Genomic DNA, 13,621 nt, shown 5'->3' on the forward strand with positions numbered 1-13,621 from the left:
CTCAAAAACCCTCGGAACCGCCGCCGGACTGTTGCCAAGGCTTTACGAGGTTTCCGAAACGCGTGAACTGGCTCTCGAAGCTCAACTCGACGGTGCCGATGGGGCCGTGCCGTTGTTTGCCAATGATGACTTCCGCCTTGCCATGCAGGCGCGCCATGGCTTCCTGCCATTCCACGATCTTGGGATCGTCATCAGCGGGTTTCTCGCGCTCTTTGTAGTATTCCTCGCGATAGACGAACATGACGACGTCGGCATCCTGCTCAATCGAACCCGATTCCCGGAGGTCTGACAGCTGCGGTCGCTTGTCTTCGCGGCTTTCCACCTGCCGGGAGAGCTGCGAGAGCGCGATGACCGGAATGTCGAGCTCCTTGGCGATTGCCTTGAGGCCCATGGAGATCTCGCCGATCTCCTGCACCCGGTTTTCTGCCGTGCCGCGCACGAGCTGCAAATAGTCGACGATCAGCAAATCCAACCCATGGGTCCGCTTAAGGCGCCGTGCGCGGGCGGAGAGTTGCGAGATCGGGATTGCGGCGGTGTCGTCAATAAAGAGCGGACAGGCTTCGAGCTCCTTTGCGGCATCCACGAAACGGCGGAATTCGGTCTCGTCCATGTCGCCTTGACGGATCTTGTGGGAGGAGATTTCGGAGGCTTCCGCAAGGATCCGGCCCGCCAGCTGTTCGGCCGACATCTCGAGCGAGAAGAACCCCACAACGCCGCCCTCGATCGCGCCTTCGCTGCCGTCAGGCCGCTGCCCGCGTCGGTAGGATTTGGCGACGTTGAAGGCGATATTGGTGGCCAGCGATGTCTTCCCCATGGAAGGGCGCCCAGCGAGAATCAGAAGGTCTGACTTGTGCAAACCGCCCAGTTTCTCGTCCAGATCGTTGAGCTTGGTGGGTACACCCGCCAGACCGCCCTCGCGTTGATACGCAGCATTGGCGACATTGACTGCATCGGTGACAGCTTTGAGAAAACTCTGAAATCCGCCCTCTGCCTGGCCTTGCTCGGCCAGTTTGTAGAGCGCCTGCTCCGCTTCAACGATCTGTTCCTTGGGCTCAGACGCCACATCAACCTTGGCGGCCTTGGTGGAGATATCCCGCCCCAGCGAGATCAGCTCACGGCGCACCGCCAGATCGTAGATCATCTGCGCATAGTCCCGCACCGCAAAGGCCGAGACAGCCGCGCCTGCGAGCCGCGCTAGATAGGCCGGCCCGCCCAGCTCCTTGAGGCCTTCGTCGTCCTCAAGAAAGGATTTCAGGGTCACTGGAGAGGCAAGCGCGTTTTTGGATATCCTGGCAGCAGCGGTCTCGAAGATGCGCGCATGCACGGGATCGTAGAAATGAGAGGGGCCAATCAGAGAGGTCACACGGTCATAGACGTCATTATTTGTCAGGATCGCGCCCAGCAATTGCTGCTCGGCCTCGATGGAATGGGGCATGGTGGCCTCATCCTGAACCGCGACGCCAGTGGGATTGATTGTGCTGATTTCGTTCATGCCTTGCCCCTCACACCGCACGCTCTCATGGCGCGCCACCTGTGGGCGTGGCATAGCAAAACCGCTCCGCGCAGAGCAAATTGTATGTTTCTGTGGATAAGCTGTGGATGCAAGCCCATGGCCATATATTGCCACAGGCGCGTTCACATATCCAACATATTGTGGTGCGCGCGGCGCTGTCTCAGGCGGGTTTATGCGCCTCTTGCCACGCGCGGGGGTCTTTCAGGAAGGCTTCGACCTCGTCCAGTGTCTGGGCCGGGAACGCGTTCGTCTCGCGCGCCACAGCCAGTACATCCCACCACGTGCACAGATGATGCAGAGCAACGCCATGGTCCCCCAAGGTTTTTTCGGTCTCGGGGAAGATGTCGTAGTAGAAAATCACAGCGGTGTGGCCGCACTCCGCGCCGGTGTCCCGAATCGCATCGACAAACGAGAGCTTGGAGCCGCCGTCTGTCGCCAGGTCTTCCACGAGAAGCACCCGCTGTCCCTCGCTCATCGCCCCTTCGATGCGCGCATTGCGACCGTAGCCTTTGGGCTTCTTGCGTACATAGGTCATCGGCAAGGCCATGCGCTCGGCCACAAGGGCTGCAAACGGAATGCCCGCCGTCTCGCCGCCGGCGATATTGTCAAACGCCTCAAAGCCTGCGTTGCGCATGATTGTGCACACCAGAAAATCCATCAGGGTCGCGCGAATGCGCGGGAAGGAAATGAGCTTGCGGCAATCAATGTAGCTGGGCGACGGCAAGCCGGAAGAGAGCGTGTAGGGTGTCTCGGTGTTGAAGTTGACAGCGCCAATCTCAATAAGCATCGCAGCTGTCAGCCGGGCAATTTCTTCGCGGGTGGGGTAGCTTGTGGGGATCATGGCAAAGGTCACCTCTCGTGGCGCGCCGGGGGAGCCTCCGGCGGGAGTTTTTGGGGCAAGATGAAGTCAGCTGACGCGCCAATGCAGCGGCATCATGGGATCAAACACCGTGACGGGACCCTCATCAGTGGCAATGTGATCGGGATAACTCACGGGCGCACCCTTGGTGAGTGTGATCGTCTCTTCATTCGGGGGCAGACCGTAAAACGCGGGGCCGTTGAGCGCGGCGAAGGCCTCGAGCCTGTCCAGAGCGCCGTCCTGTTCGAAGACTTCCGCGAGGATCGAGAGTGTGTTGGTTGCTGTGAAGCAGCCTGCGCATCCGCATGGCTGGAGCTTTGCTGCGTCTGTGTGTGGCGCGCTGTCGGTCCCGAGGAAAAAGCGCGCGTCGCCCGAGGTCGCGGCGGCGCGCAAGGCCAGCCGGTGTTCTTCGCGTTTGGCCACGGGCAGGCAATAGTAATGCGGTTTGATGCCACCTACGAGAATGTGGTTGCGATTGATCACGAGATGATGGGTCGTGATCGTGGCGCCCAGGTCTTTTTCGTGGGCGCGGACATACGCGGCCGCGGTTTTGGTTGTGATGTGTTCCATGACCACACGCAGGCCCGGCGTTGCACGACGGATCGGATCCAGCACGCGGTCAATGAAAACGGCTTCGCGATCGAAGATATCGATATCAGCATCCACCACTTCGCCGTGAACACACAAGGGACACCCGATCTCGGCCATGCGCTCCAGAACCGGGCGGACTTTGTCGAAATCAGATACGCCGGAGGCGGAATTGGTCGTCGCGCCAGCGGGGTAGAGTTTGACGCTCGTGACGAGACCGGAGGCGTGGGCCGCAGCGAGATCGTCGGGATCTGTCTCCTCTGTGAGGTAGAGGGTCATCAACGGCTGAAACTGCATCCCTGCGGGCAGAGCATCGAGGATCCTGTCACGGTAGTCGGATGCTTGCGCCCCGGTGACCACGGGCGGCACAAGGTTGGGCATGATGATCGCGCGGGCAAAATGACGGGCTGTCTCGGGCAGGACGGCGCGCAGCATGGCGCCATCTCGCAGATGCAAATGCCAATCGTCCGGGCGGCGAAGTGTGAGGCTGTCTGACATGGGACGCTCCTACACTGGAGCGCCGATGGTTTCCAGAGGCGCTATTGCGCGGCGCGTAATTCTTCGAGTTTGCGCCGGAAACGGGGGGCTTTCATGCGTGAGGTGACGTTGACGCAGAGTGTTTCCAGAAGCTCTTGCCTGTCATCGCGTTCCAGCTCTGTCATGAGCGCGCGCAAATAGGGCGGATAGTTTCTCCGGGTGCGCAGCATCGCGTAGAACCAATGCGGTGTGAGAGTGCGTGTGCCGGCGCGGGTCAGAATGCGAAAGAACAATGCCATATCGAGCAATGATGATTGCAGGGCGGCGCCCAGGAACGGGGCCCGCAGCATGGTCACGTTGGAGGCGCGAAAGAGGGCCGCATGCATGGCATCAAGCGCTTGTCGCGGATCGAACAAGATATAGGCGTGTTGCGCTGCATCGATCATGTCGGGCGCATAGCCGTACCGTGTTGTGAAATCGAGCATGCGAAAATCGATGAAGCGTTCATCCCAGCCAGAAACGCGCGGCTCCAACGTAGCCTGCGGCTGGATCGCCAGCACGAGGGCGCCGGGGGCGGCCACCGAGAAAGCGCAGGCCGCATATCCACAGGGGCCCGCGCCATAAAACAGCACGTCGTCAAAGGTGTCGAAAAAACCCTCATCCGTCAGCCTGTCGAAGAAGCCGTACACCGATCCATCGCGGAACCACGTATCGCCTTCGGACACCAGCGCGAGATGTGACCAGCCATTGGCCTTCACAAGCTCAAAGCCTAAAGGTTGTCCGTTGTCAGAGAGGGCCTGAATGCCTTGTCGGCTCTCAAACGTGACAACAAGCGTCGTGTTGCCTTTGATATGGGCCGCGATATGCCGCGCGCCGAGGCGTTCGAAAAAGCCGTGCTGCCGTGCCAGGCCTTGCAAGGCATCCGTCCAGTCGGCGCGGTTCAAATCCGTCATGGACAGATCAAAGCTGTCGTGCAAATCCTGCATATCTTCGTCCTCAAATTGCTCTCTCGCGGGAGCTTGAATGCGAAGATATTCAGACAATTGGGCGAAACTTGGAAACAATCACTGTGGATTGTGGCTATTTCTTGGCATCATCCCGAGACAATCGCCGCCCGCGGTTGGCGTGTTTGATAAGCGCGCGCGCGTATTTCTCCGCGAGCGGCTGGGAGGGCGGCGTCGTCAAAAGTCGCCCCAGAAGCGCCCGGTAGGGCTCTTGCGCCAGAAGCTCATGCAGGCGGGCATGGCGCCAGGCCACGGCTGCTTCATGTAAGCGCGCCAGTTCGGGATCGGCGGCGAATGCTGCGCGTTGTGCGGCTGTTTCGTCCCGCAGGCCCAAGATACTGCGATCCTCGACAGTGCTGAAATTTCGCTCGACCCAATAATCGAGCCCCAGCAGGTCATCAGAATGCACGGCCCGGCCGCGCGCGGCTTTGAGGACGAAACTTTCCATGGCACCCAAGGCATAATGATTGAGCTGGACAAGCTTGGTGTTGGATTGTCCGAAGCGGTTGAAGATGCGTCCGGTCTTGAACTGCTCCTCAAGCGCGCGGCCTTCGCCATCGAACCACCGCGCTTCGGCCAATCTCTCGGCGCGCGCTTGCCTTGGACGATGGACGCCCAGCCGGCCGTAAGTTCCGTCGTTGCGATAGAGCGTTTTGAACATTGCGGCCCGCCACGGCCAGTGCATGATTGCGGGCGCTGCGCGCGTGAACACCTTGGGGACCGGTTTGTCCTGATAGCCAATGACGCCGCCATTGCCAAACAAGCGCCAGGTCAGTGTGATGGCCGTAGCGTCCGGCAAGGCGGCCAAAAGATCGGACAACTGGCGCTTGCCCAGGTGGATGTTGACGAATTCGTCGATATCCAGCGCGAGAAGCCAATCGGCGTGCCGGACGGCCTCCGTTTCGCTGGCGGCTTTCAGCCCGGTGAATTGAATGCCGCCCTTGTCGTAAGGCCCATCATTTCTCAGATGTGTCACCCAGCCCAGATCGCTCAGCCGATCCAGCATGAGATCGGAGCCGTCGCTACAGGCATTGGAGCAGATGACGAAGTGATGAAAGCCCGTGGCGATATGGTGAGAGAGCCAATCCAGAAGAAAGGCGCCCTCATCGCGGATGCAGAGAACCGCGACCGCTTGCATCAAAAACCCTTCAGGAAGACAACGACCTTACCCTCAGAGCCGCGGTGGTAATAGGTCAGGCCTGCGCGATGCATGGTGTCAAACACGGCCTGAACCCCAGCTTGCCCGATCCATTGCGGATGCAGTTCGACAATCGCCGCGCGCAGCATCGAAAAATCGCCCGCAGGCAGCAGATGCGCCTCAGCGCCTTCGATGTCACAGACGAGGACGCTGGGCTGGAGGGTTTGCAGCGTCGCGTTCAGATCGCGCACCTCGACAGGCACCACCTCATCATAGGCGGCCACGTCAGGATCCATTGAAGAGGCCAGAAAGTTGTTTCGGACATAGAAGTTTTGCGGCGGTCCTGCTTGGGCGGCGAGGAGAGCGTGATGCACTTGGACCCTGTCGCTGACGCCGTTGGCGCGGTGCATGTCGTGCATATAGGGCAGGAGCCCCGGGTTGGCCTCAAAAGTATGCACTTCTCGCGCGCCGCACAGGGCCGCGAGAACCGTCGACATGTAGCCTATCCCGCCGCCCAGTTCGAGCACGATGTCCTCTGCCTCAACGATGCGTTTGACGGCGCGTGTTTCCTTGAGTTCATAGGTCCCGTCGCGCAGATCCAGCCTACGCCGGCCCGTTGTGATCATGGGGTGTTTCGGGATTTTCAGCTCAGCGGATTTGAGAAACCCGCGTTCTTCCAGATCATCACTGACATCTGCGCTCATCGGCTCATGTCTCCATATCAAGCGCCAGCGCATAGGCGACACGCTCTGTTTCCGTCAGCTGCATGGCAAGCGCCTGCGCATATAAATCCTGAAACTCAGGGATGTGGCGCAATTCCTGCGCCTTGTCCTGATGCCACGCGACCGCTGCGTGATGCAGACTGCACAGTTCGGTATCGGTCATCAAAGCATCAAAGGCCGCCTGCAGGCGGGGCAGATTGCGCTTGATCGTGAGGTCGCGCGCGCCGGACCAATCCATGCGGATCCAGTAATTCAGCCCAATGGAGCGATCCACATGCAGGGCCCGGCCGCGTTGCCTCTTGATAAGAAAGCTTTCTGCCGAGCGCAGCGCGTAGTGGTTGAGCTGAACAAGGTCGTAGCCGATGGAGCGTTTGGAATTGCGCCATCCGTTTTTCTTGATGTCGCCTCCCATGTCCTGCCCGGACCCATTGACCCAACGCACGTCATGGGCGCGCTCTGCAATCAGCTTGTTGGGCCTGTGACAGGAGAGCTTTTCGTAAGCGCCGATATTGCGGGTCAGCGTTTTGAACCCCCAGACCGTGTGCGGTTTCGGGCAATAGCGCGGCGCGCAACTCTCGAATTGATCAATGACAAAGCGATCTTGCATCTGCGCGACATCGCCATGGCCAAAGAGCCGCCAGGTCATGGCAATATTCGTGGCATCGGGCACCCGTGCCAGCAGGTCATCGACTGTGCCGTTGCCGCAGCGCACGTTGATGAATTCATCAACATCAATATGCGCGATCCACTCGGCGTTCCTGATGACGTCTTCTCGCAGCGCCGCGTTCAGCGCGTGTTGTTGTGGCGATTTTCCGGACCAGTTGTTGTTGTCGCGATGCTGGACAATGCCAAGCGCATCGAGGCGTTCGAGAATATCAACCGTCTGGTCGTCGCAGCCATTGGTGTAGATCAGGAAGTGATCAAAACCGATCGCGCGATGATAGGCGACCCACTCCAGAATGTAGGGCGCTTCGTTCTTCATGCACCCCACGATCACCCTGCCGCTCGAGCCTTGCGGCAGCTTGCGCGGGTCAATCGGTGCGTAAGGTGCGGCGAGATCTTCCTCATTCACATGCCCGAGTTCATTGTGGGGCGCAAAGGAGGAGCTGAGCAATTCGTCATGTCGTTTGCGCACGTGCGCGGGCAGGTGAGTGGCGAGGCGGGTTGGGGCTGCCGCGTGCGCGGGCTCCGCTTTGGCCGGTTCCAGACGGGGGAGGGCCGCCGCAAGGTACTGTGTGGCCCGAAACCCCTTTGTGAAAGGGGGCTCAAGCGGTGTGGGATCTTGGGGCCCACTGTGCAGGCGCATGCCTTGGTGTCCAGGATGTTGATCCTGCAAGTCGTGCCAATCCTGTGCGAAGCGGGCATCAATCGGGGCGAGGGCCGCGGCGGGCAGCGGATCGCCCCCAACGCGCATTTCGCCCAGCAGCTTGCGCCATGTTTGGCGCGGTACGTGATGGGGCTCGCGCGCCAAGAGCCGCAGTAAGACATCATTGAAATGACGCGCCCGCGCAAGCCATTCTGTGGATGGCAGGGCCGGCGAGCGCTCCGGCTCCGCTTTGCCCAAGGCAATATCGAGCTCAAGCAGAGACGCGACATGTTTGGGCCGGTCTTTTGAGGCCAAAGCGGAACGGTCGAGCTGGTGCAGCCTGAATGTTCCGCTGCCAAAAACCTGCTCCCAGATATGCACCCATCGACGCAAGTCGAGAAAGGCGGGCACCATCTGCACGTCTGAAAAAACGCCTGCGGCTGGTTGCGGATCAGGGCGCGTCCCAAGCGCGCAATCCCACCAATCGGATGCCCTTTGCGCCGCACATGCCAGCTCAAGCTCCAGACCGCGCGCGCGCCCCTCAAGCACTTGCTGTGCGTAGTGGCGCAAGGCCATTTCTGAAGGCGTTTCGATCTGTGCGTGGATCTCGACCGACGTGGCGAAGGGTGCGATCAGGGCGTGCAAGCCGTCAATGTCTGCGGGGGTAAGGAAGTGCGACCCGAATTGATGCGCACTCAGAATCAAACACTTGGGCTTGGCTGCATTGATTTCGGCGGACAGCTCGAGCATCACGTCGGACCGAAGGCCTTGTTGCGCGTCTGCAGAGGCGAAACCGCGGTTGTAGCGCAAGATGTCGACGCTGCTGTGCAGCGCCATGAAGGCGCGGGTGTGGTTGTGCTTGCCGAGGCTGCGCGGAAAAAGAATGCCCTGTGCTTTCAATTTGTCCCGCTTGTCGGCCAGACTGCGCTGCACACACGCGCTGGCCCAGGCATCGGGCCCAATATCAATGATCACGCGCATTAGGCGACCCGCCTGACCGGATTGCTGTTGGCGCGGCCCCACCATGGCAGATCCAGATCCAGAAAGCGCGACAGCAGATCAGGGGCGTCGAGCGCGGCGGTGTCATATGACAGAAAATGCGTCGCGCCTGCAAAGTAGCGCTCCAGCGCGGCGTAGTGTCCATTGATCCAGCGGACGCGTTCGCTGCTGCGCGCGCCATAGCCAAACGGCAGACCCGGAACCGTGGCCCCGGGCAGCCTTTCGCGTCCGAGGTTGGACCAGCGCTGCATTGAATCCGACATCAAGACGGCGTCGCGCCGGGAGGCCACAAAGCGTGCATCGGGATGTTTGGCCTGAATGGCATCAAGCAACGCCCAATCCGTTTGTGGCCAAAGGGATTTCTCGCCTTTCAGTGCGGAAATCTCCGTCAGAGCGCGGAACTCCTCGAGACCTTCCAGCGGGTCTCCATGCCGGAAAAACCCGCGATACATCACATCGCCCACGAATGCGCCGTGCAAAGCAGTGTTTTGGCTTTGCGCAGGTTTGATCCGATGATCGGCTGTATGCAAACCGGCGCGGCGCAGCGCGCGCGCCAGCGTCGTTGTGCCGGATTTTGGCAGGCCCAGATTGATGATCATGCCCGTGTGCGTCGTGGTACTCATGCCGCCCCCAGCACCGGTTGCGATCCGATCCGTTCGATCAGGTGCGCCTCCGCGTCGCAAAGTGTGGGAGCGCTACGCAGATGTTCGATCATCTCGCGGTAGGGTTTCTGTTCCAGCAAACTGTCCAGTTTGGCGCGATGGCGCGACACGGCTTCAGCATGCAATTCAGCGACTTTGGGCAGCGCCAGCAATTTGGCGCGTTCGGCCTCAAGGCGCGGCAGCATGCGGTGGATCGAAAGATCCGTCCAGCTGTCGTCATTGCGTTCGCGCCAATAGGTATCGTCAAACGCGCGGTTTTCGCGGTTCACGTCGCCGCGATCGTTTTTGACAAGATAGCTCTCCAACGAGCGCAAGGCATAGTGATTGAGCGTGGCCAGTTTCCGCGCGCCCTGGGCCGGAAACTTGCGGATGTGCTGCTTGCCTTTCGCGGCTAGAAACCGGCGCGGCACAGGACGCCCCGCGCCATCGCACCAGCGCAGGCCTGGTGGTACATCACCTTTGAAAAACGGTCTGTGTGCGCCGAAGTACTGCAGAGGAAAGTCTTTTCGGACCAGTGTTTTAACTTCAATTGCGCGTTCGTCGCACCAAAGGTCTGGATTATGCGTCTTGGTGAATTGCGAGACCACCGGCCGGTCTTCAAACGTCTCGATACCGGCATTCGCAAAGAACTGGAAATTGAGCGAAATCGCATGCGGTGCGTCACATGCCGCGACAAGATCGGCGATTGTGTGATTGCCCACGTGAATATTGAGAAACTCATCCACATCCGCGATCCAGACCCAGTCCGCTGCGCGTACCATCTCCTGTCGCGCGGCATCCTTGAGCGCCTCCATCTGATAATTGCGCCCCTGTGCCGGGTTCGGCAGATGCATGACAATGCCTTGCGCGGCCAGCGCGTCGAGCAACAGATCCGTCGCGTCACTGCAATCGTTGGAGTAGAACAAGTGATCGGTCACGCCAATGGCGCGGTTATAGGCGATCCATTCCAGAAGGAAGGGCCCTTCGTTCTTAACACATGTCACGGCGGCTACGCGCATCGGCATACCTCCGTCTTCACAACTCTTTGCATGGCTGCCCGCCTGCCCATGCCTGCGATTTACAGGCAATTTCTTTATTATTTCCAAAATTCCTCGCATTTCGCGCGCCAAGCGTCAACGCTGCGCGACTTTCGTCGCCTTGACTGCACGTGCAGGTGATGCAGCTATGCCGCGACGACCAAGGAGAAAATCATGGCGCATATCCCCGAAAGCATCGACGCCGTCGAAGAGATGTTGGCCGGCGAGGGATACGTTTGCGGGCGCGCCCTTGCGACGGTTGTCTTCCTGTCGCTCAAGCTGGGCCGGCCACTCTTTCTCGAAGGAGAGCCTGGCACGGGCAAGACAGAAATTGCCAAAGCCATGGCCGCCGGGCTCGGGCGCAGGCTGATCCGGCTGCAATGCTATGAAGGGCTGGATGCGTCTTCTGCCGTGTATGAATGGAATTTTCCGGCCCAGATGGTCGCCATCCGCACGGCCGAAGCCTCGGGTGGTGCTGACAGATCTGCGCTGCAGGCGGAGCTCTTTTCTCAGGATTACCTGACGGAGCGTCCCCTTCTGGAGGCGATGCGCGCGGATGAAAACGGCGCGCCCGTACTTCTGATTGACGAATTGGACCGAACCGATGAGCCGTTTGAAGCCTTCCTTCTTGAAGCGCTCTCGGATTTTCAGGTGACGATCCCTGAATTGGGCACGATCAAAGCGCCCGAGCCGCCGATTGTCATTTTGACCTCAAACCGGACCCGCGAGGTCCATGACGCGCTCAAGCGGCGCTGTCTGTATCATTGGGTCGATTATCCGGCCTTTCCGCGCGAACTTGAGATTTTGCAGGCCCGTGTCCCGGAGGCTGCCGAGGCTCTCAGCCGCGAAATCATCGCTTTCGTGCAGGCACTTCGCACAGAAGACCTGTTCAAAAAGCCCGGTGTTGCCGAGACAATTGACTGGGCGAAATGTCTGCTTGCGTTGGATGTGGTTGAGGTTTCCCCCGAGGTTATTGCCGATACGCTGGGGGCGATCTTGAAATACCAGGACGACATTCAAAAACTTCAGGGCTCTGAAGCCAAGCGCATTCTGGACGACGCAAAAGCCGCACTGGAACCCGCTGAATAAACCCGCGGGGCGCTTAATCGGTTGGCAAGGGTTGTCGACGTACACCTTCGTCCATGATTTGGGCTGGTTTACGTCTATTGTGGGAGCTTGTGTGGCCCCGCAATCAAAAACACGCGCTGGATACGGCGCGTGCGCGGATTTTGACGGTCACTTGTGTGCTGTCTGTCCTCTTGAGTCTTTTGATGCTGTTTTACGTCGTTCCCAGCCAACCGCCCGCGCAACAGGCCAATGCGAAACTGACCGTCACGCTGGGATGCTGTTACGCGCTCTGGCCGATCTTCTTTCGTATCACAGGGAACCTCAGGCTGACTTCAGCGGCGTTTGTCGTTTATGGCGTTTTGGTTTTCGGGTACTTGTCCTTCGCAGAAGGCGGATTGCTGTCATTCAAGAGCTTTCTGTCTTTGCCTTTCGCCGCTCTGGCCATTTTCTTTCTGGGCTGGAAGCTTGGGTTGATCATGTCCACTATCATTCTGGCCGGTGTCATTGCGATGTACCTGATTGTGGGCATTGATCCCGATTATTTGCCCGAAGATCCCATACCTTACTTGCTCAATATCAAGTTGGCCGGTGTTGTTGCGACGCTGGTTTTGGTGACGGCGATGTTCGTCATATTCGAGCGTGAAATTCAGGTCCGCACACAAGCCTTGGTGCGCGCCAAACATGAGGCGGAAAGGGCCAGTGCGGCCAAATCAGAATTCCTCGCGACCATGAGCCACGAAATCCGAACGCCCATGCAAGGGGTGCTCGGCATGGCGGATGTCTTGGCCGAAGGGAAACTGGACGCGGAAAGCAAACGGTTGGCGCATACGATACAGGAATCTGGCACAGCATTGCTGACGATCCTGAATGACATTCTGGATTTCTCGAAAGTGGAAGCGGGCGAGCTCGCGCTGGAGACGGCGCCCTTTGATCTCAGGCGCAGTGTCGAAGATGTTGCGGTGCTCTTGGGCCAAAAGGCGCGCGACAAAGGCATACACCTTGTCGTGGATATTGCCCCTGATGTCCCCGTGCGCGTGGTGGGGGATGTCGGGCGCGTGCGTCAGGTTTTGACAAACCTTGTCGGTAACGCGGTGAAGTTCACGACGAGAGGCCATGTCGCAATCAAGGTCGAGCAGGTTGTCCATGCTGGCGTGTCGCAGGTGCGTTTTCTCGTTCAGGACACCGGGATCGGCATTGAGGAGGGGAAACACTCTTTGATTTTTGACAGTTTCAGCCAGGCGGAAGCTTTCACGACCCGGCAATACGGAGGGACCGGCCTTGGTCTGGCCATCTCCAAGCGTCTGGTCAAAGCCATGGGGGGCGATATTACAGTCACGTCTGAATTGGGCGTTGGATCCGAATTCTCGTTTTCGGCGCCGCTTCCCGAAGTTGATGATATGCCGCCGGCAGTGCCACAGCTTCTGCGCGGCCGCCGTGTCAAACTGGATATCGATTTGGATGTCCTGAAAGCGTCATGTGCTGCGCTTTGTGACCGCTGGGGCTTAATTCAGGACACCAGTGAGACGGATCACGTGCCTGATCTAATCCTGACGGATCGCACTTTGGTGTCGGTATCAAATGATGTGCAAGGACGGCCTGCTGTGATCGTTATAGGGCATATGCCCCCGGACGTGCAGGCCAGAGCATCGGCAAAGTTCATACCGACGCCGTTTCGGTCAGACGAGCTATTTGAGAACGTGGCAGAGCTCTTGGACATTGAATTGCCCCAAGAACATGCGGCGCATCCGTCAAGCCGCCTGAGCGGCAGTGCGCCGGGATCGCTGATGCGCATTCTTGCGGCGGACGATAACGCGGTGAATCAGGCTGTTCTGTCCAAGATGCTGACAGGGCTTGATATTGAACTGACGATTGTGGACGATGGTTTGGCCGCGTTCAATCACGTGGTGGAGCGCCGCTTTGATCTCGTGTTCATGGATGTCTCGATGCCTGTCATGGATGGCATCGCTGCCACGCGCGCGATCCGGGGCCATGAACAGGACAATGCCATGGATCCTGTGCCGATCATTGGGCTGACAGCGCATGTTCAAGTGAATGATCTCGAGCGCTGCGTTGAAGCGGGCATGAATGAGTGTCTGACGAAGCCTTTTCGAAAATCGGAGCTCATGGCTGTCTTGACGCGATGGGCGCAGCAACAGGCCGCGTGACCCGGCTTCTGAGGCGCAGGCAGGCGCGCTCTTGCGACAAAGGTCGTGCCACTGCAGAGCCCCGTTGGGCTTGCATCCCGAACCCAAAATCTCGCACAGTTTAT

Annotated in this window: 11 protein-coding genes; 2 read left to right on the forward strand and 9 right to left on the reverse strand. The window is 59.2% G+C overall.

What is annotated here, in order from left to right:
• Position 1 precedes the first annotated feature (1 nt).
• The 9 genes from ACP15S_RS05085 to ACP15S_RS05125 all read right to left on the reverse strand — a co-directional run bounded on the left by ACP15S_RS05085 (position 2) and on the right by ACP15S_RS05125 (position 10,266).
• Positions 2 to 1,492 (reverse strand): replicative DNA helicase, encoded by a 1,491-nt coding sequence (locus ACP15S_RS05085; RefSeq protein ID WP_425038489.1) that lies wholly within the window; start codon positions 1,490 to 1,492, stop codon positions 2 to 4.
• Positions 1,493 to 1,673: 181 nt separating this feature from the next.
• A complete protein-coding gene (locus ACP15S_RS05090) occupies positions 1,674 to 2,354 on the reverse strand; it encodes an orotate phosphoribosyltransferase (protein ID WP_425038490.1) in 681 nt (226 codons plus the stop codon).
• 66 nt (positions 2,355 to 2,420) lie between these two features.
• Positions 2,421 to 3,458: a dihydroorotase gene (gene pyrC, locus ACP15S_RS05095; protein ID WP_425038491.1), complete on the reverse strand. Its 1,038-nt coding sequence runs from the start codon at positions 3,456 to 3,458 to the stop codon at positions 2,421 to 2,423.
• A 41-nt stretch (positions 3,459 to 3,499) separates the two neighbouring features.
• Positions 3,500 to 4,423 carry a phosphoadenosine phosphosulfate reductase gene (locus ACP15S_RS05100; RefSeq protein ID WP_425038492.1) on the reverse strand — a complete coding sequence of 308 codons (924 nt, stop codon included), beginning with the start codon at positions 4,421 to 4,423 and terminating at the stop codon, positions 3,500 to 3,502.
• 94 nt (positions 4,424 to 4,517) lie between these two features.
• Positions 4,518 to 5,579 carry a glycosyltransferase family 2 protein gene (locus ACP15S_RS05105; RefSeq protein ID WP_425038493.1) on the reverse strand — a complete coding sequence of 354 codons (1,062 nt, stop codon included), beginning with the start codon at positions 5,577 to 5,579 and terminating at the stop codon, positions 4,518 to 4,520.
• A complete protein-coding gene (locus ACP15S_RS05110; protein ID WP_425038494.1) occupies positions 5,579 to 6,283 on the reverse strand; it encodes an FkbM family methyltransferase in 705 nt (234 codons plus the stop codon). The genes ACP15S_RS05105 and ACP15S_RS05110 overlap by 1 nt, the downstream gene beginning before the upstream one ends.
• A gap of 4 nt (positions 6,284 to 6,287) precedes the next feature.
• A complete protein-coding gene (locus ACP15S_RS05115) occupies positions 6,288 to 8,588 on the reverse strand; it encodes a glycosyltransferase family 2 protein (protein WP_425038495.1) in 2,301 nt (766 codons plus the stop codon).
• Positions 8,588 to 9,229 carry a hypothetical protein gene (locus tag ACP15S_RS05120; RefSeq protein ID WP_425038496.1) on the reverse strand — a complete coding sequence of 214 codons (642 nt, stop codon included), beginning with the start codon at positions 9,227 to 9,229 and terminating at the stop codon, positions 8,588 to 8,590. The genes ACP15S_RS05115 and ACP15S_RS05120 overlap by 1 nt, the downstream gene beginning before the upstream one ends.
• Positions 9,226 to 10,266, reverse strand: coding sequence for a glycosyltransferase family 2 protein (locus tag ACP15S_RS05125; RefSeq protein ID WP_425038497.1), 1,041 nt, complete (start codon positions 10,264 to 10,266; stop codon positions 9,226 to 9,228). The genes ACP15S_RS05120 and ACP15S_RS05125 overlap by 4 nt, the downstream gene beginning before the upstream one ends.
• 192 nt (positions 10,267 to 10,458) lie before the next feature.
• Between ACP15S_RS05125 and ACP15S_RS05130 the strand changes: the two genes are divergently transcribed.
• On the forward strand, positions 10,459 to 11,373 hold the full coding sequence (locus tag ACP15S_RS05130) for an AAA family ATPase (RefSeq protein WP_425038498.1): 915 nt from the start codon (positions 10,459 to 10,461) through the stop codon (positions 11,371 to 11,373).
• A gap of 182 nt (positions 11,374 to 11,555) precedes the next feature.
• Positions 11,556 to 13,517, forward strand: coding sequence for an ATP-binding protein (locus ACP15S_RS05135; RefSeq protein ID WP_425038499.1), 1,962 nt, complete (start codon positions 11,556 to 11,558; stop codon positions 13,515 to 13,517).
• Positions 13,518 to 13,621 lie beyond the last annotated feature (104 nt).

Origin of the sequence: Primorskyibacter sp. S187A (genome assembly GCF_049800955.1) — a bacterium.
GTDB lineage: Bacteria > Pseudomonadota > Alphaproteobacteria > Rhodobacterales > Rhodobacteraceae > JAKVBH01.

Excerpts from the sequence above, each read along its gene's own strand:
- ACP15S_RS05120 (WP_425038496.1), bottom strand. The coding sequence starts at position 9,229 with ATGAGTACCACGACGCACACGGGCATGATCATCAATCTGGGCCTGCCA.
- ACP15S_RS05115 (WP_425038495.1), bottom strand. The coding sequence starts at position 8,588 with ATGCGCGTGATCATTGATATTGGGCCCGATGCCTGGGCCAGCGCGTGT.
- ACP15S_RS05090 (WP_425038490.1), bottom strand. The coding sequence starts at position 2,354 with ATGATCCCCACAAGCTACCCCACCCGCGAAGAAATTGCCCGGCTGACA.
- ACP15S_RS05100 (WP_425038492.1), bottom strand. The coding sequence starts at position 4,423 with ATGCAGGATTTGCACGACAGCTTTGATCTGTCCATGACGGATTTGAAC.
- ACP15S_RS05130 (WP_425038498.1), top strand. The coding sequence starts at position 10,459 with ATGGCGCATATCCCCGAAAGCATCGACGCCGTCGAAGAGATGTTGGCC.
- ACP15S_RS05110 (WP_425038494.1), bottom strand. The coding sequence starts at position 6,283 with ATGAGCGCAGATGTCAGTGATGATCTGGAAGAACGCGGGTTTCTCAAA.
- ACP15S_RS05135 (WP_425038499.1), top strand. The coding sequence starts at position 11,556 with ATGCTGTTTTACGTCGTTCCCAGCCAACCGCCCGCGCAACAGGCCAAT.
- ACP15S_RS05105 (WP_425038493.1), bottom strand. The coding sequence starts at position 5,579 with ATGCAAGCGGTCGCGGTTCTCTGCATCCGCGATGAGGGCGCCTTTCTT.
- ACP15S_RS05085 (WP_425038489.1), bottom strand. The coding sequence starts at position 1,492 with ATGAACGAAATCAGCACAATCAATCCCACTGGCGTCGCGGTTCAGGAT.
- pyrC (WP_425038491.1), bottom strand. The coding sequence starts at position 3,458 with ATGTCAGACAGCCTCACACTTCGCCGCCCGGACGATTGGCATTTGCAT.
- ACP15S_RS05125 (WP_425038497.1), bottom strand. The coding sequence starts at position 10,266 with ATGCGCGTAGCCGCCGTGACATGTGTTAAGAACGAAGGGCCCTTCCTT.